14 protein-coding genes are annotated in these 17,038 nt (G+C 71.6%); 8 read left to right on the top strand and 6 right to left on the bottom strand.

Annotation, left to right across the window (positions count from 1 at the left end; translation table 11 throughout):
* Window positions 1-25: 25 nt before the first annotated feature.
* The gene (locus EJ357_RS32530; RefSeq protein WP_126395288.1) at window positions 26-1,600 is read left to right on the top strand and encodes a purple acid phosphatase family protein; all 1,575 of its coding nucleotides are present in this window, start codon (window positions 26-28) and stop codon (window positions 1,598-1,600) included.
* Between the two features lie 61 nt (window positions 1,601-1,661).
* Here EJ357_RS32530 and EJ357_RS50295 read toward each other — a convergent pair whose 3' ends face one another.
* Complete coding sequence (locus EJ357_RS50295; protein ID WP_126395287.1) at window positions 1,662-1,793, bottom strand: hypothetical protein; 132 nt, start codon at window positions 1,791-1,793, stop codon at window positions 1,662-1,664.
* A gap of 362 nt (window positions 1,794-2,155) precedes the next feature.
* Between EJ357_RS50295 and EJ357_RS32520 the strand changes: the two genes are divergently transcribed.
* A complete protein-coding gene (locus EJ357_RS32520; RefSeq protein ID WP_126395286.1) occupies window positions 2,156-2,362 on the top strand; it encodes a DUF5988 family protein in 207 nt (68 codons plus the stop codon).
* A 61-nt stretch (window positions 2,363-2,423) separates the two neighbouring features.
* Here the strand turns inward: EJ357_RS32520 and pruA are convergent, their stop codons facing one another.
* Together pruA and EJ357_RS32510 are read right to left on the bottom strand one after the other, a co-directional pair.
* Window positions 2,424-4,055: an L-glutamate gamma-semialdehyde dehydrogenase gene (gene pruA, locus EJ357_RS32515; protein ID WP_126395285.1), complete on the bottom strand. Its 1,632-nt coding sequence runs from the start codon at window positions 4,053-4,055 to the stop codon at window positions 2,424-2,426.
* Window positions 4,056-4,088: 33 nt separating this feature from the next.
* Complete coding sequence (locus EJ357_RS32510; RefSeq protein ID WP_126395284.1) at window positions 4,089-5,015, bottom strand: proline dehydrogenase family protein; 927 nt, start codon at window positions 5,013-5,015, stop codon at window positions 4,089-4,091.
* Between the two features lie 128 nt (window positions 5,016-5,143).
* Between EJ357_RS32510 and EJ357_RS32505 the strand changes: the two genes are divergently transcribed.
* On the top strand, window positions 5,144-6,358 hold the full coding sequence (locus EJ357_RS32505; RefSeq protein WP_407698430.1) for a PucR family transcriptional regulator: 1,215 nt from the start codon (window positions 5,144-5,146) through the stop codon (window positions 6,356-6,358).
* Between the two features lie 42 nt (window positions 6,359-6,400).
* Here the strand turns inward: EJ357_RS32505 and EJ357_RS32500 are convergent, their stop codons facing one another.
* Complete coding sequence (locus tag EJ357_RS32500; RefSeq protein WP_228472679.1) at window positions 6,401-7,969, bottom strand: FAD-dependent monooxygenase; 1,569 nt, start codon at window positions 7,967-7,969, stop codon at window positions 6,401-6,403.
* A 122-nt stretch (window positions 7,970-8,091) separates the two neighbouring features.
* On the opposite strand from EJ357_RS32500, the gene EJ357_RS32495 reads away from it, so the two are divergent.
* From EJ357_RS32495 to EJ357_RS32480, 4 genes are read left to right on the top strand one after another with little or no spacing between them, the layout of a single operon-like run.
* The gene (locus EJ357_RS32495) at window positions 8,092-9,591 is read left to right on the top strand and encodes an ABC transporter substrate-binding protein (RefSeq protein ID WP_126395282.1); all 1,500 of its coding nucleotides are present in this window, start codon (window positions 8,092-8,094) and stop codon (window positions 9,589-9,591) included.
* Window positions 9,588-11,354 carry an ABC transporter permease subunit gene (locus EJ357_RS32490; protein ID WP_126395281.1) on the top strand — a complete coding sequence of 589 codons (1,767 nt, stop codon included), beginning with the start codon at window positions 9,588-9,590 and terminating at the stop codon, window positions 11,352-11,354. The genes EJ357_RS32495 and EJ357_RS32490 overlap by 4 nt, the downstream gene beginning before the upstream one ends.
* Window positions 11,344-12,321, top strand: a complete 978-nt coding sequence (locus tag EJ357_RS32485; protein ID WP_126395280.1) for an ABC transporter ATP-binding protein — start codon at window positions 11,344-11,346, stop codon at window positions 12,319-12,321. The genes EJ357_RS32490 and EJ357_RS32485 overlap by 11 nt, the downstream gene beginning before the upstream one ends.
* A 22-nt stretch (window positions 12,322-12,343) precedes the next feature.
* Complete coding sequence (locus EJ357_RS32480) at window positions 12,344-13,027, top strand: ATP-binding cassette domain-containing protein (RefSeq protein ID WP_126395279.1); 684 nt, start codon at window positions 12,344-12,346, stop codon at window positions 13,025-13,027.
* On the opposite strand, the gene EJ357_RS32475 is transcribed toward EJ357_RS32480, so the two are convergent.
* Window positions 13,014-13,595, bottom strand: coding sequence for a TetR/AcrR family transcriptional regulator (locus EJ357_RS32475; RefSeq protein ID WP_126395278.1), 582 nt, complete (start codon window positions 13,593-13,595; stop codon window positions 13,014-13,016). The two genes, EJ357_RS32480 and EJ357_RS32475, sit on opposite strands and share 14 nt — an antisense overlap.
* Window positions 13,596-13,693: 98 nt before the next feature.
* Between EJ357_RS32475 and EJ357_RS32470 the strand changes: the two genes are divergently transcribed.
* Entirely contained in the window at window positions 13,694-15,244 is a 1,551-nt protein-coding gene (locus EJ357_RS32470; protein WP_126395277.1) for an MFS transporter, read from the top strand.
* Between the two features lie 10 nt (window positions 15,245-15,254).
* On the opposite strand, the gene serA is transcribed toward EJ357_RS32470, so the two are convergent.
* Window positions 15,255-16,844: a phosphoglycerate dehydrogenase gene (gene serA, locus EJ357_RS32465; protein ID WP_126395276.1), complete on the bottom strand. Its 1,590-nt coding sequence runs from the start codon at window positions 16,842-16,844 to the stop codon at window positions 15,255-15,257.
* Window positions 16,845-17,038: the final 194 nt, after the last annotated feature.

The following is a 17,038-nucleotide window of genomic DNA, read 5'->3' as shown; positions in this document are numbered from 1 at the left end:
GGCCGTCGCTGGGAAGTTTCCCACCATGGACATCCCCGACTTCGGCATTCCCCCGCAGCTGGCCCGCCGTATGAGCATGGCGGAGCAGCACGAGTACCTGCGCACCAAACTGTCCCGGCGCCGCACGCTGGTGACCGCGGGTGCGGTGGCGGGCGGGCTGTTGACGGGCTGTGCGGGTTCGGAGCAGGGCACGTCCGGTGCGAAGCCCTCCGCTTCGACGTCCGCCTCCTCCGCCACGAAGGTGCCGGGCTCGGCCGTCGCCCCCTTCGGCCGCCATCTCGCCTTCGGCGCCGACCCGAGGACACAGATGCGGATCTCGTGGCAGGTACCGGTCGCGGTGAAGAAGCCGTTCGTCCGGATCGGGACCCGGCCGGACGACCTGAGCCGCAGGATCGAGGCCGAGGTGCGCGATCTGCACACGCCGGGGGTCACGGGCGTCCGCCCGCCCCTGGACCAGTACTACGTGCACACGGCCCTGGACGGCCTGCTGCCCGGCGCCACGTACTACTACGGCGTCGGCCACGACGGCTTCGACCCCGCCTCGGCTGCGCACCGCTCGACGATCGCGTCCTTCCGCACGGCGCCGTCGCGCCCGGAGAGGTTCGTCTTCACCGCTTTCGGCGACCAGGGCGTCAGCAAGGCCGCGGCCGCCAACGACCACATACTGCTGCGCCAGGAGCCCGCCTTCCATCTGCACGCGGGCGACATCTGCTACGCCAACGTCAAGGGCCGGGGCGAGGAGTCGGACGGGTACGACCCCGGCTTCTGGGACCTGTTCCTCAAGCAGAACGAGGAGGTCGCGCGGTCGGTGCCGTGGATGGTGACGACCGGCAACCATGACATGGAGGCGTGGTACTCCCCCGACGGCTACGGCGGCCAACTCGCCCGCTGGTCCCTGCCGGACAACGGCTTCGACCCGCGCAGGGCACCGGGCGTGTACGCGTTCACCTACGGCAACGTCGGCTTCGTGGCGCTGGACGCCAACGACGTGTCGTACGAGATCCCCGCCAACTTCGGCTACACGGGCGGCAAGCAGACGGCCTGGCTGGACGACAGGCTGGCCGCGCTGCGCGCCGATTCCACGGTCGACTTCGTCGTCGTCTTCTTCCACCACTGTGCCTACTCGACCTCGTCGCACGCCTCCGACGGCGGGGTGCGCGACGAGTGGCTGCCGCTGTTCGCCAAGCACCAGGTGGACCTGGTGATCAACGGGCACAACCACGTCTACGAGCGGACGGACGCCATCAAGGGCGGCGAGGTGGGCCGGCGCGTGCCGATCGGCGCGTCGACCGACCCGACGCGGGACGGGACCGTGTACGTCACCGCGGGCGGCGGCGGGAAGGATCTGTACGGCTTCCCGGCGGGCGTCGAGGAGAGCTACGAGGGGCACGTGCGCGACCGCGACTCCGTCGACACCTTCGAGTGGACGAAGTCGCGGGCCTCGAAGGCGCAGACCGTGGAGTGGTCGCGGGTGCGCTACCAGGGCTTCTCCTTCCTCAAGGTGGAGGCGGAGAGCGGTACGGCACCGAAGTTGAAGGTGTCGGCGCTGGCGCAGAGCGGTGACCGCATCGACCATTTCGAGGTGCGGCGCGGAGCGTGAGCCCGCGCCGCACCCCGGCGGGTGCGGCTCCCGGCTCTGCCGAAAGGGGCTGGTGTCCGGCTCAGTGGCCGGTCGAACCGCCGTTGTCGCGGCGGTCGAGGGCGCGCTGCAGGGCGGCCGCTGCGTTCTTGCGGTCGGACTCGGTCGTCCGGGAGAGGTGACGGACTCGACGGCGGGCGGTCGTCTCGGCCATGAGGAATCGGCTCCTTCTGATCCTGGAGTGCACAGACCTGGAGTGCACAAAGGGGTTACGAGACGCCGGATGGGGCGGGGAGCGGTGCCGCAGGGGTTGCCTGCACGGGGCCCGGCTCACGACCGCCATTCGCTTGATCGAGCGAGACGTTCGGCTTCTACAAAGCTAAGCGAGGACGGCGCGTCTGTCTCCACAATTACTCGGACTTCCTACTATCTGAGACGGTGGAGTAGGTCACACGCCGCTGACCTGCGCTTGCGCGCCGAGTCCTAGCGATGCGGTGCTCGCCCAGTCGGCTGATCCTCCGCCGATCCTCAGCGCGGCACGGGACACACCGCGACGGCGAGCGGAACGGTGTGGTCATGACCGACACGGTGAAAGTGTTTCTCGCAGGCGGCCCGGACGATCTGCCCGAACGGATCGTCCCGACGCCGTTCCCCGGCCCGGATGTGAAGATCAAGCACCGCGGGGGATACGAGCACTTCAGGCCGACCTCACGACAGGAGGACACCCCCGAGGGCGCGCTGCCCGTGTACGAGTGGTGGGAGCGGACGGAGATCGCCGAGTAGGCCGGAAAGTGAGCGAGGGGCCGGGCGAGTCGCCCGGCCCCTCATGCACGCTGACCGACCGTCAGCCCATGTGCGGGTACGTGTAGTCGGTCGGCGGGACCAGCGTCTCCTTGATGGCGCGGGTCAGCGTCCAGCGCATCAGGTTCTGCGGGGCGCCGGCCTTGTCGTTGGTGCCGGAGGCGCGGCCACCGCCGAAGGGCTGCTGGCCGACGACGGCACCGGTCGACTTGTCGTTGATGTAGAAGTTGCCGGCGGCGTAGCGCAGCTTGTCCATGGTGTGGGCCGCGGCGGCGCGGTCGCCCGCGATGACCGAGCCGGTCAGCGCGTACGCGGACACCGACTCCATCTGCTCCAGCATCTCGTCGTACTTGTCGTCCTCGTAGACGTGCACGGCGAGGAACGGGCCGAAGTACTCGGTGGTGAAGACCTCGTGCTCCGGGTCGGAGCACTCGACGACGGTCGGGCGGACGAAGTAGCCGACCGAGTCGTCGTAGGAGCCGCCCGCGACGATCGTGCAGGTCGGGTCGGACTTCGCGCGGTCGATCGCGGCCTTGTTCTTGGCGAAGGCACGGTCGTCGATGACGGCGCCGATGAAGTTCGACAGGTCGGTGACATCACCCATGGTCAGGTAGTCGACCTCGGCGGCGAACTCCTCCTTGAAGCCGGAGTTCCAGATCGACGCCGGGATGTACGCCCGGGACGTCGCCGAACACTTCTGGCCCTGGTACTCGAAGGCGCCGCGGGTCAGGGCGGTCTTCAGGATCGCCTTGTCGGCGCTCGGGTGGGCGACGACGAAGTCCTTGCCACCGGTCTCGCCGACGATGCGCGGGTAGGAGCGGTACTTCTCGATGTTGTTGCCGACCGTCTTCCACAGGTACTGGAAGGTCTTGGTCGAGCCGGTGAAGTGGATGCCGGCGAGGTCGCGGTGCTCCAGGGCGACCTTGGAGACCTCGATGCCGTCACCGGTGACGAGGTTGATGACGCCCTTGGGCAGCCCGGCCTCCTCCAGCAGCTGCATCAGCAGCACGGCGGCGTGGGTCTGCGTCGGGGACGGCTTCCAGACGACGACGTTGCCCATGAGGGCCGGGGCCGTCGGCAGATTGCCCGCGATCGCCGTGAAGTTGAAGGGCGTGATCGCGTAGACGAAGCCCTCCAGCGGACGGTGGTCGAGGCGGTTCCAGACGCCCGGGGAGTTCGCCGGGGGCTGCTCGGCGAGCAGGTCACGGGCGTACTTGACGTTGAAGCGCCAGAAGTCGACGAGCTCGCAGGGGGTGTCGATCTCGGCCTGCTGGGCGGTCTTGGACTGACCGAGCATGGTGGAGGCGGCCAGCGTCTCGCGCCACGGGCCGGCCAGCAGCTCGGCGGCGCGCAGGATGATCGCGGCACGGTTGTCGAAGGACATCGCACGCCAGGCCGGCGCGGCGGCGAGGGCCGCGTCGATGGCGTCCTGGGCGTCCTGCTGGGTGGCGTTGCCGTAGGTGCCGAGGCGGGCCTTGTGGTTGTGCGGCTGCACGACGTCGAAGCGCTCACCGCCGCCCATCCGCCGCTCGCCGCCGATGGTGCAGGGCAGGTCGATCGGGTTCTCGGCCAGCTCCTTCAGCTTGACCTCCAGCCGGGCGCGCTCGGGCGAGCCGGGGGCGTAGCCGTGCACCGGCTCGTTGACGGGGGTGGGGACCTGGGTCACAGCGTCCATGGGTTCCGTAACTCCTTACTGAGCGGTGGTGGTTCAGCCCTTGGTGATCATGCTTCGCACGAAGAACCGCAGGTTGGCGGGCTTCTCGGCGAGCCGGCGCATGAAGTAGCCGTACCAGTCGGTGCCGTAGGCGGTGTAGACGCGCATGCGGTGGCCCTCCGCGGCCAGCCGCAGGTGCTCGTCGCTCCTGATGCCGTACAGCATCTGGAACTCGTACTCGTCGAGCTTTCGCCCGGCGCGCCGCGCGAGTTCCTGGGCGACGGAGATCAGGCGCGGGTCGTGGGACCCGATCATCGGGTACCCGGCGCCCTCCATCAGAACCTTCAGGATCCGCACGTACGCCTTGTCGATCTCGTGTTTCTGCTGGTAGGCGACCTCGGCGGGCTCCTTGTAGGCGCCCTTGACGAGCCGTACCCGGCTGCCGTTCTCCGCGAGGCGGCGGGCGTCGGCCTCGGTGCGGAAGAGGTAGGCCTGGATGACGCAGCCGGTCTGCGGGAAGTCCCGGCGCAGTTCCTCGTGGATGGCGAACATCGAGTCGAGGGTGGTGTGGTCCTCGGCGTCGAGCGTGACCGTCGTACCGATGGCGGCGGCGGCCTCGACGACCGGGCGGACGTTGGCGAGGGCCAGGTCGTGGCCGCCCTCCAGCGCTTGACCGAACATGGACAGCTTCACGGACATCTCGACGCGTTCGCCGAGGCCGAGGTCCTTGATCCGGTCGACCAGATGCAGATAGGCGTCCCGGGCGGCGGCGGCCTGTTCGGGACGGGTGATGTCCTCGCCGACGACGTCCATCGTCAGCTCCAGGCCCTTGCCGGTGAGGTCCTCGATGATCGGCACGATCTCGTCGACGGTCTCGCCGGGGATGAACCGGTCGACGACCTGCTTGGTCACCGGTGCCGCCGAGATCAGGCGTCGCATCCGGTCGCTGCGCGACGCGGCAAGAATCACGGGACCCAGCACGGGGCACCTCCACAAACCAGCAGATAGAACCACCGTGAAACCTAAGGATCCCTCCGATCGTCGACCATCGACAGCTGTCACGCATCCGTGCCGCAGATCTCAGACAGATGTATGAAGCCCCTGGGGTCATGCGGGAGAATTACCGGGTGACAGCCGATTACAAAGGCGACTACCAGGAGCTGGTCGACGAGATCTCGGAGCTGCTGGGCGTGCCCGCGACCCTGGAGAACCGGGACTTCGAGCTGATCGCCTTCGGTGCGTACGACAGTGAGGGCGAGCTCGACGCGTCGGCCCTGGACCCCGTGCGCACCCGCTCGATCCTGACCCGCCGGTCCACGGCGACCGTCCGCACCTGGTTCGAGGGCTTCGGCATCACGCGCGCCACCGGACCGGTACGCATCCCGCCCACCCCGGAGGCCGGGGTCTATCGCGGCCGTATCTGTCTCCCCGTACGCCATCGGGGTGTGGTGCTGGGCTACGTCTGGCTCCTGGAGGACGATCCGGGCCCGACGGACCAGCAGCTGACGGCCGCCATGGAGGTGACCGCCCGCATCGGCGCGCTGCTCGCGGACGAGGCACAGCACGGCGCGGACCTCAGCCGGGAGCTGCGGGCCGCCCTGACCGCCGAGCGCGGCTGGCCCAGGGACATGGCCGTCGCCGAACTGCGTACGGCCCTGGGCGCACGTGCGGACGGCGTCCATACGGTGGTCTGCGTGGCTCCCTGGCCGTCGGCCGACCCCGACGACGCCCCGTCCGTGCGGACGGTGCCGCACGCCACCGCGCTGTGCACGGTCCCGTGGGGGCCGAGCGGACAGAGCCTCGCGGTGCTCGTACGGCTGCGCTCGCCCGAGGTGCGTACGGCGGCGCTGGCGGCGGCGACCCGGCTGCTGAAGGACGCCCCCGCATCCCGGCCTCTCCCGCCGGGCCGGGCACCGGTGGCGGCCGGCCTCGGCGAACCGCGCACCGGGCTCGCCGAGCTCGGCACCGTCTGGCAGGAGGCATCGGCCGCGGCCCGCGCGGCGCTGGCGGAACCGCGGCTCGGGCCGGTGGCCGAGTGGTCGCGCATCGGGCCGTACCGCCTGCTGACCGCGCTCTCCCCGCGGACGGCCCTCGACCCCGCGGTCGCCCCGCTCCTCTCCCCCACCCACCAGGAACTCGCCCGCACCGCCGAGGCCTACCTCGACTGCGCGGGCCAGGCCGGCCGCACCGCGGCCGAGCTGGGCATCCACCGGCAGACCCTGTACTACCGCCTCTCCCGCGTCGAGCAGCTCACGGGCCTGGACCTGGACGACGGCGAGGACCGGCTGCTGCTGCACATGGCGCTGAAAGCGGCGCGACTGTAGACGCGCCGCGGTGCCGCCGAGCCGCCGAGCCCCCGATCAGCATCAGCCGGAGGTGACGGCGGCGAGGGCGTCGTGCAGCGTGCCGTCGCCCGGTGGGCCGTCGCTCCAGCGGGCGGCGACGTGGCCGTCGGGGCGGACCAGCAGGGCTCCCTGCCGGCCCAGGCCCCAGAGGTCGGCGTGCTCGTCGGGAAGGGGTTCGACGCGCAGCGGCCACGGTGCGGTGGCGCGGGGCGTCCAGGGGGCGGGGGCCGGGGTGAGGAGGGTGAACCATGCGCCGAGGGCGTCGAGCGTGGAGCGGCCGTCCGTGAGCCAGAGATGCGGCATGCGGTGGCCCGGTTTCGCCGTGGGGGCATAGGTCGTGCCCGTGCCGGGCGGCTCGGGCGGAGCGCCGTCGTCGGACAGTACGGCGGCGGAGCGGTAGGCGACGCCGAGTACCAGGCCGAGTTGGGCGAAGTACTGTTCCGACCAGGGCGGTTCGATCCGGTCCGGCGCCGCGTCCGCGCCCGCCCGGAGCTGCTCGCGGCGCACGTCCTGCACCTGGAACATGAGCTTGGAGTTCTCCACCGCCTGGCCGAGGGTCCGGTGGGCGACGGGCTGCCGTTCCGTCTCGTAGCTGTCCAGCAGGCCAGGTCCGGCCCACCCGCGCAGCACGCCCGCCAGTTTCCAGCAGAGGTTGTGCACATCGGCGACTCCGGCGTTCATGCCCAGGCCGCCGGCCGGCGGGATCGCGTGCGCGGCGTCGCCGGCCAGCAGGATCCGGCCGTGGCGAAAGCGCTCGGCGACGAACGCGTTCACCACCCAGTGCTGCACCCGCAGCACGTCGACGGCCACGTCGGCGCCGAGCGAGCGCGCGACGAGGCCGGGCCAGTCGGCGCCCGCGGTGTCCTCGGGCGTCGGCACGAACCAGGCCCAGCCTCCCTCGGGGTACAGCGGCAGGAACGATCCCTGCGAGGTGAGGTAGACGCCGGCGGGCTGCCGGGCGGACCAGTGGTCGAGGTCGGCGTCGAACACGACGGTGGTGACACGGCCGACCGCGCCGGGGCCCGTGGTGTCGATGCCCAGCCGTTCACGGACGGTGGAGTTCGCGCCGTCGGCCGCGAGTACGTAGCGGGCGCGCACGCGGGACTCCGCGCCGCTGCGCCGGTCGAGGAGCAGGGCCACGACGCTCTCGTCCTCTTCGGCCAGGCCGACCAGCTCGACGCCGAACCGCGTCGGAGATTCCGCCGCTTCGAGCAGGGCGGGCTCCAGCCGGTCCTGCGAGGTGACCACACCGATCGCGGGGCTCTCGGGCACCGGCGCGTTGACCCCGATCATGGCCGCCGTGGCGAAGTCGGGGGCGTGCAGCGTGTCGCGGAAGCGGATCCGGCCGTACTCCGGCGCGAACGCGGCGGCCGTGATGCGCTCGGCGAGTTCGAGCTGGCGGAAGATCTCCATCGAGCGCACGTTGACCAGCCGGGAGCGGGGGAACGGCGACAGTTCCCGGTGTTTCTCGACCAGCAGGACCCGCACTCCCCACCGTTCGAGCAGTGCCCGTGCGGTGAGCCCGACGGGCCCGCCGCCGACGATCAGTACCTCCACCTCGGCGCCTGGCACCGGCATGTCGGGCTGCATGAGGTCAATCATCCGCGCCCAGCGGGCCGCCGCAACGACACCCCGCATTATTGGAAATGATTGTCATCATGCTACGGTCACGGCAACCGCTCTCTTGATCGCCCTTTTACCCGGAGGGTCCCTTGCGCCTGCCCGCCCGCCACCTGCTCCCCGTCACCGCCGTCACCGCGGCCTCCGCACTGCTCACCGGCTGCTTCGCCGGAGCGGAGTCGTCCACGGACACGGAGGCGGACGGCAAGCGCATCCGTGTCGCGATGATGCTGCCCCCGCGCTCCGGGCTGTCCCCGCTCTCCGACGACGCGTTCAAGCTGTCCCGCTGGTCGACGGCCGAGACCCTGGTGAAGCTGGGCGCGGACGGCGACGCCCAGCCCTCGCTCGCCACCGAGTGGCAGCAGTCCGGCCGCACCTGGACCTTCGAGATACGCGACGGCGTCACCTTCCACGACGGCACGAAGCTGGACGCCGAGGCCGTCGTACGCTCCCTCACCAAGGCGGCCACCGCCTCCCCCAAGCCGCGCATCCTCGACGGCGTCGACCTGACCGCGAAGGCCGAGGACGCCGACACCGTCACGGTCACCACCGCCACCGAGGACCCTCTGGTTCCGCAGCGCCTCAGTTCCCCCCAGCTGTCGGTCCTGGCGGCCAAGGCGTACCGCGGCAAGACGGTGAACCCCGTCGGCGCCGGCACCGGCCCCTTCGAGCTCACGAAGGTGGGCGGCACCGCCTCCGCCACCCTGGACCGCTACGACGCCTACTGGGGCGGCAAGGCCAAGGCCCCGGGAATCGACGTGACGTTCGTTCCCGACGGCACCGCACGCGCGGCGGCGCTGCGCAGCGGCGAGGCCGACATCGTCGAGGCGATACCGGTTTCCCAGGCCGCCGTGCTCGATCAGAAGCTGATCACCGAGGTGCCGATGCCGCGCACCAACACGCTGTACCTCAACAACGGGAAGGGCGCCTTCGAGGACGCCTCGCTGCGGGCGGCGGCAAGGGAGGCGATCGACGCCGAGGCGATCGTGAAGGGCGTGTACGAGGGCCGCGCCGATGTCGCCGAGGGGCTGCTGGGGCCCGCGCTGCCGTGGGCGGCCGAGTTGCGGGGGCCCGTCACGCGGGCCGCCAAGGCCGGTGAGCCGAACGGCGAGGCGATCACCATCGGGACGTACAGCGACCGGGCCGAGATGCCCGAGGTCGCGGCCACACTGCAACAGCAGCTCCAGAAGGCCGGGTTCAAGGTGAAGCTCGACGTCCGCGAGTACACCAACATCGAGGCCGACGCCCTGGCCGGCAAGTTCGACGCGTTCATCCTCTCCCGTGCCACCGTCCTCGACTCCGGCGACCCGGCCGCGTACCTGTACAGCGACTTCGCCTCGAACGGCACCTTCAACCTGTCGCAGTTCGCCGACAAGAAGGTGGACGGCGCCCTGCGCAAGGCCTCCGACACCGAGGTCGGCGACGCCCGCCGCAAGGCGGTCATCGCGGCCGAGGCCGCCGTACTCGCCCAGGACGCGGCGGTGCCGATGCTCCACGAGCGCGTGATCCAGGGTGACGCCGAAGGTGTGGTGAAGGCGGCTCACGACCCGCGCGAGCGTGAACTCGTCACCATCGACACGTACGTCAGGTGAGGCTCGCGGCAAGGAACGCGGTCAGCCCGGCCGGGCTGACCCGTCTCGTCTGTCTCGTCGCCGTCCTGGCCGCCGTCGGCCTGCTGCCCTGGCTCTCGCACCGGGACCCGGCGCTGACCGTACTGCGCGCCCGGTCGGCCGAGCAGGAGCCGACCGAGGAGGCCCTCTCCGCGATCCGCCAGGACCTCGGGCTGGACGCCGGTCCCTTTTCCCTGCTGGGGAGTTGGGCCTCGGACCTGCTGCACGGCGACCTCGGCACCTCCTGGGTGTCGGGCACCGACGTCCTGCCCTCCGTCGTGGCCGGCCTCCAGGTGTCGCTGGGCCTGATGGGCGCGGCGCTCGGCGTGGCGGTCGTGCTGGCCGCGTTGCTGGTGGCGCCGGTGCTGGTGCGGGGACGCGGGTCGGCGGGGGCGTTCGCCGCGATGCTGGCCGCCGTGCCCGAGTTCCTGCTGGCCACCGTCGCGCTGCTGGTGTGCGGGGTGTGGCTGGGGTGGCTGCCGACGGCCGGGTGGGCGGGCTTCGAGTATCTGGTGCTGCCCGCGATCGCCCTCGGCGTGCCGGCGGGCGGTCTGCTCGGCCGGCTGGTCGCGGACGCGCTGCCCGCCGTGCTCGAGGAGCGGTGGGTGGAGCTGTGGCGGGGTGCGGGAGTGAGCCGTACGACGATCTCGGCGGCCGCCCTCAAGCGCGTACTGCCGCCCCTGGTACCGCAGTTCGGGATGGCCGCCGTCGGGCTGACCGGGGGCGCCGTCGCCGTGGAGATGGTGTTCGCGGTGCCCGGCATCGGCCGTACGGCACTCGGCGCGGCCAAGTCGCAGGACCTGCCGCTGCTGCAGGGCTCGGTCCTGGCGTTGCTGCTGCTCGGCCTGGTCGCCGGCGCGGCGGCGGCGCTCACCCGGCGGCGCCTGCTGGGCCCCGCGCTGCGTGACGCCGGTCTGACGCTGCCCCCGGCCCGCCCGGTCCGCACCCACCCGGCGATCCCGTTGACGCTGTTCGCGGTCCTCGCCGTGTCCATCGGCTGGGGCCTGCTGCGCGACCCGTACACGGTGAACACCGCCGCCCGCCTCACGGCCCCCTCCTGGGCACACCCGCTCGGCACCGACGCCCTCGGCCGCGATGTACTGGCCCGGCTCGGCCACGGTGCCGCCTCGACGGTCGGCACGGCCGCCGCCATCTGTGCGCTGAGCCTCCTGGTCGCCCTCGCGCTGGGCTTCCTGCCCGGCGTCGCGGCGGGCGCGGCGGACATCGCCAACGCCCTGCCCCCGGTGATCGTCGGCATCCTGGTCGCGGCGGCGGCCGATCCCGGTACCGGCGGCGCGGCCCTCGCCGTCGCCCTGATCTCCTGGCCCGCGCTGTCCGCGCACGCGGCGGCACTCGTGCAGGAGGTGCGGGCGTCGGCGTTCCTGACCGCCCAACGGGCCATGGGCGCGACCCCGTTCTGGATCCTCACCCGGCACGTCCTGCCGTCCGTCGCCGCCCCGGTCGCCCGCCACGCCCTGCTCCGCCTGCCCGGCATCGCGCTCGCCCTGGCCTCCCTCGGCTTCCTGGGCCTCGGCGCCCAGCCGCCCGCCCCCGAGTGGGGCCTGCTCCTCGACGAGTCCCGCGCCTATGTCGAGCGGGCACCGTGGGCGGGCCTCGCCCCGGCGGTCGCGCTGGCCCTGCTGGCGGGGCTCGCGGTGTCGGGGGCGGCGGCCGTGCAGGGCCGGGGAGTACGGCGAGTTACGCCGGCAGCGCAGCAGAAGAAGGAGACCTCCGTTGCCGTCTGATGTGCTCCTCTCGGTGCGCGACCTGCGGATCGCCTTCGACGGCGTCGAGGCCGTGCGCGGCCTGTCCTTCGACGTCCGCCCCCGCGAAGCCCTCGCGATCGTCGGGGAGTCGGGCGCGGGCAAGTCCCTCACGGCCCGGGCGCTGCTGGGCATGCTGCCGCGCGGCGCGACCACGAGCGGCGCGATCGAGCCGGACCTGTCCGCCCACCGCGGCCGCCGTATCTCCCTCGTCCCGCAGGACGCCCTGTCCGCCCTCTCCCCCGTGCACCCGGTCGGCGACCAACTCGCCGCCGCCGTACGGTCGGTGGCCGGCGTCTCCCGCAAGGAGGCCCGGGCCCGGGCGGTCGCCGCGCTCGACCGGGTCGGCATCCCGGACGCCGCCCGCACGGCACGGGCGTATCCGCACGAGTACTCCGGCGGCATGCGGCAGCGCGCCGTCATCGCCATGGCGACCGTCAACGAACCGGACGTCGTCGTCGCCGACGAACCCACCACCGCCCTGGACGAGGAGCGCCGCGACCAGGTGCTGCGGGTGCTCGCCGAGCAGCGGGAGGCCGTCGGGGCGGCGCTCGTCCTGGTCACGCACGACATGGACGTCGTACGGGACCACGCGGACCGTGTGCTGGTCATGTACGCCGGCCGGCTCACCGAACTCGGCCCGGCGGACGAGGTGCTGGGCCGCCCCCGCGCCCCCTACACGGCGGGCCTGCTGGCCTCCCTCCCCCAGCACGCGCCCCCGGGCCGCCGCCTCCCCACCCTGCGCGGCACCCCACCGCCCCCGGCCGCCCTCCCCCCGGGCTGCGCCTTCGCCCCGCGCTGCCCGCTCGCGGCCGACCCCTGCCGTACGGCGGACCCGGAGCCACAGCAGGTGGAGGGCCGCCTGGTGGCCTGCCATCGGTGGCAGGAACTCCCGTATCCGGCAACGGAGTTGTTCTTAGCGCAGAAGGAAGAGCAGCAGCCCGCATGAGCAAGGAAGAGCGGTAGCCCGCATGAACGACGACGCCCTGCTCGACGTCCGCGACCTCGTGGTCCGCTACGGCGACGTCACCGCCGTCGACCATGTCTCGTTCGCCCTGGCCGCCGGCGAGACCCTCGCCCTGGACGGCCCCTCCGGCTGCGGCAAGTCCTCCGCGGCCCTGGCGGTCCTCCAGCTGCGCCGCCCGGATGCCGGTGAAGTCCGATTCGAGGGACGGGAGTTGACGGCCCTCACCGAACGCGAGCTGCGCCCGGTCCGCCCACGGATGCAGCCCGTCTTCCAGGACCCGTACGGCTCACTGAGCCCCCGCCACCGCATCCGCGACGCGGTGGCGGAGCCGCTGAAGGTGCGGGGCGTCTGGAGCGCCACCGACGGCCCCGCCCGGGTCGCCGAACTCCTCGACCGGGTCGGCCTGGATCCCTCGTACGGTGACCGTCGCCCGCACGAACTCTCCGGCGGCCAGTGCCAACGCGTCGGAATCGCCCGCGCGTTGGCCTCCGAGCCGCGCCTGCTGGTGCTCGACGAGCCGGTGTCGTCCCTCGACCCCTCCGTCCGGGCCGGCGTGCTGAACCTGCTCGCCGACCTGCGGGACGACCTCGGCCTCGGCTATCTGTTCATCTGCCACGACCGGGCGGTCGTACGGCATTTCGCGGACCGGGTGATCGAGATGCGCGAGGGACGCGTCATTTCCGGGTAGCGGACTCGATCACCTGGCGGAGGCCTTCGGTGAGCGCCTGGGCGTCGGGCGCGCGCTCGGGGTCGAAGTTCCACTGTGCGATGAGCCCCGTCATGAGGGTCGTGTAGAACCTGCCGAGGGTGTCCAGGGTCTCGTCCGAGACCTCCTCCTCCGGCACTCCCATGAACAGCGCGACGAGAGCCCGCTCTGCGTCGCGCTGCTGCCGCGCCAGATGATCTCGTACGGCGGGCAGCTGATCGCCCATGGCCACGATCTCGATACTGAGGTGCCACATCGACCCCGGCACCCGCATGGTGCCGATGATGTTCGACCACACCTGCTCGAACCGCTCGACCGAGCCGGGGGCGGCGTCGGCGTCGCCCTCCTCACCGTCGAAGGCCTCGGAGAGCTCCCCGACCAACGCCAGGTACGCCTCCGCAAGCAGGGCGTCCTTCGAGCCGTAGTGGTAGCCGATCGACGCCAGGTTGGTCCCCGACTCCTTGACGATGTCGCGCACGGTCGTACGCGCGAAACCCTTCGCCAACAGGCAGCGCTTGGCGCCTTCGAGCAGATCCTCACGGTGTCCCATGACGCCCCACCCTACCCCCGATCCATACATCCGTCCCATACGCTCGTCTCATACAGTCGTTCTAGACAAGCGTTTAAGACGCGCGTACATTCACCGCCATGACAACGAACCCGACGAGCACCACGCCCCCGCCCGCCCGCGCCGGCCGCCGCGAATGGACCGCCCTCGGCGTGCTGATGCTTCCGCTGCTGCTGGTCTCGATGGACGTCTCGGTCCTCTACTTCGCGATCCCGTCGATCAGCGCGGACCTGGAACCGAGCGGCACCCAGCAGCTGTGGATCTTCGACATCTACGCCTTCGTCCTGGCCGGCCTGCTGATGACGATGGGCTCGCTCGGCGACCGCATCGGCCACCGTCGCCTGCTGCTGATCGGCGCCGCCGCCTTCGGCACCGCCTCACTGATGGCGGCGTACGCGAACAGCGCCGAGACCCTGATCGCGGCACGCGCGGTCCTCGGCATCGGCGGCGCCACCCTGATGCCGTCGACGATGGCCATGGTCCGCACGATGTTCACGGACCCCGACCAGCGCGCGAAGGCGGTCGGCGCGTGGTCCGGCGTGATGACGGCCGGGATCGCGCTCGGCTCGGTGATGAGCGGGGTGCTGGTCGAGTACTTCTGGTGGGGCTCGGTCTTCCTGGTCAACCTGCCGGCGATGGCACTGCTGCTGATCCTCGGCCCGCTGCTGCTCCCCGAGTCGAGGAACCCCGAGCCCGGCCGCTTCGACTGGCTGAGCATCCCGCTGTCGATGGCCGCCGTACTCCCCGTGATCTACGGCCTGAAGGAGATCCCGTCCGAGGGCTGGAACGTCCGCTACGTCGTCTCGATCACCGTCGGCCTGCTGTTCGCGGCGCTCTTCGTGCACCGCCAGCGCACGGCCGCCGAACCCATGATCTCCCCGGCCCTGTTCCGGGGGCGTGGCTTCGCCCCGTCGGTCGCCCTGAACCTCCTGTGCATGTTCGCGACGATGGGCTCGGCCTACTTCACCACGCAGTACCTGCAGTCGGTGCTCGGCAAGGGCGCTCTGGAGGCGGCCCTGTGGGCGCTGCTGCCGTCGGTGCCGATCGGGGCGGCGGGGCCGATCGCGACCCAGCTGGTACAGCGGGGCGTCAACCGCGCCTACGTCGTCACGGCGGGCTTCGCGATCGCCGCGGCCGGTTTCGCGCTGCTGACCCTCGCCGGAACGGACTCGATGTGGCTGGTGCTGACCTCGTCCGCGGTCCTCGCCGTCGGAGGCGTCACGGTGATGTCCCAGATCATGGACCTCGCGCTGAGCACCGCCCCGGTGCAGCGGGCGGGCACAGCGTCCTCCCTGATGGAGACCGGCGCCGAGTTCGGCGGGGCGCTGGGCATGGCCGTCCTCGGCTCGATCGGCACGGCGATCTACCGCCACGAGATCCCGGCCTCGGCCCCGGACGTGGCGCACGAGACGCTGGGCGGAGCGCTGGCGGTCGCCGATCAGGTCCCGGGGCTGGCCGCGGCCGCGCGGCAGGCGTTCACCAGCGGCATGCAGGGGGCGGCTGTCGCGGGGGCCGTGCTCCTGGCGGGGGCGGCGGTGCTGGCGGCGGTCACGCTACGGCGGGTCGAGACGCGGGAGCGGGCATGCGAAACGCCGGACGAGCCGAGCGAACTCAGCACGTCCGGCGTTTGAGAAGGCTGTGTCAGACGAGGTTCACCGACCGCGCCGACGTCGCGCCGATCTCCTCGGCCACCTCCGTCAGCACCGCCTGGGTCACCGTGTCGTCGACCGTCAGGACGGCCAGCGCCTCGCCGCCGGCCACGGACCGCGACACCTGCATACCGGCGATGTTGATGCCGGCCTCGCCGAAGATGCGGCCGACCGTGCCGACGACACCCGGACGGTCCTCGTACTTCAGGACGACCATGTGCTCGGCGAGCGCGAGGTCCACGTCGTAGTCACCGACCGCGACGATCTTCTGCAGGTGCTTCGGACCGGCCAACGTGCCGGAGACCGACACCTCCTCGCCGTTGCCGAGCGTGCCGCGCACGGTCACGACGTTGCGGTGGTCGGTCGCCTCCGAGCTGGTGGTCAGCCGCACCTCGACGCCACGCTCCTGGGCGAACAGCGGGGCGTTGACGTACGAGACGGTCTCGTCGACGACGTCCTCGAAGACACCCTTGAGGGCGCTGAGCTCCAGCACCTTCACGTCGTGCTGGGTGATCTCGCCGTACACCTCGACGTCGAGGCGGACCGCGACCTCACCGGCGAGCGCGGTGAAGATCCGGCCCAGGCGCTCGGCGAGCGGCAGACCCGGCTTGACGTCCTCGGCGATGACGCCGCCCTGGACGTTCACCGCGTCGGGCACGAGCTCACCGGCGAGGGCGAGGCGCACCGAGCGGGCGACGGCGATACCGGCCTTCTCCTGCGCCTCGTCGGTGGAGGCACCGAGGTGCGGGGTGGAGACGACCTGGTCGAACTCGAACAGCGGGGAGTCCGTGCAGGGCTCCTTCGCGTACACGTCGAGACCGGCGCCGGCTACGCGGCCCTCCTTGAGCGCCGAGTACAGCGCCTCCTCGTCGACGATCCCGCCGCGCGCGGCGTTGACGATGCGCACGCTCGGCTTGACCTTGCGCAGCGCCTCGTCGCCGATGAGGCCGAGGGTCTCGGGGGTCTTGGGCAGGTGGACGGTGATGAAGTCGGAGACCTCGAGCAGCTCGTCCAGCGACAGCACCTTCACGCCCATCTGCGCGGCGCGCGCGGGCTGCACATAGGGGTCGTACGCGACGACCTTCATGCCGAAGGCGGACATGCGCTGCGCGACGAGCGCGCCGATACGGCCGAGGCCGACCACACCGAGGGTCTTCTCCGCGAGCTCCACACCCGTGTACTTGCTGCGCTTCCACTCGCCGTTCTTCAGCGCGGCGTTGGCCTGCGGGATGTTGCGGGCAGTGGCGAGGAGGAGGCCGCAGGCCAGCTCGGCGGCGGTCACGATGTTCGAGGTGGGGGCGTTGACGACCATCACGCCGGCCTTGGTGGCGGCGGAGACGTCGACGTTGTCCAGGCCGACGCCGGCTCGTGCGACGACCTTGAGCTTGTTCGCGGCGGCGATAGCCTCGGCGTCGACCTTGGTGGCGGAACGGACCAGGATCGCGTCCACGTCGGCGATGGCCGGCAGCAGCTCGGCCCGGTCCGCTCCGTTGCAGTGGCGGATCTCGAAGTCGGGGCCGAGCGCGTCCACGGTCGCGGGCGACAGCTCTTCGGCGATGAGTACGACGGGTTTCGAGCTCACGTGAGTCCTCACAAGTCCAATGCGGACGGCCGTCCCGACGGCCGCAAGCGAGGGAGGGTGGTGGCCGCGTGGAAGACGCACGACGCTGTGGGCCTGACGCGTATGTAGTACGGCAGTGTAGTGGCGCTTGCGGAGTCGCCCTGCGCCTCTGTGGAAGGATCACCCGTCCGTGATGCGACGGGTTGGACAACGGG

This window comes from Streptomyces cyaneochromogenes (assembly GCF_003963535.1).
GTDB classification, from domain to species: Bacteria; Actinomycetota; Actinomycetes; order Streptomycetales; family Streptomycetaceae; genus Streptomyces; species Streptomyces shaanxiensis.
Note: the sequence above shows the minus strand (reverse complement) of the source record. Positions and strands in the feature narration are given on the sequence as shown.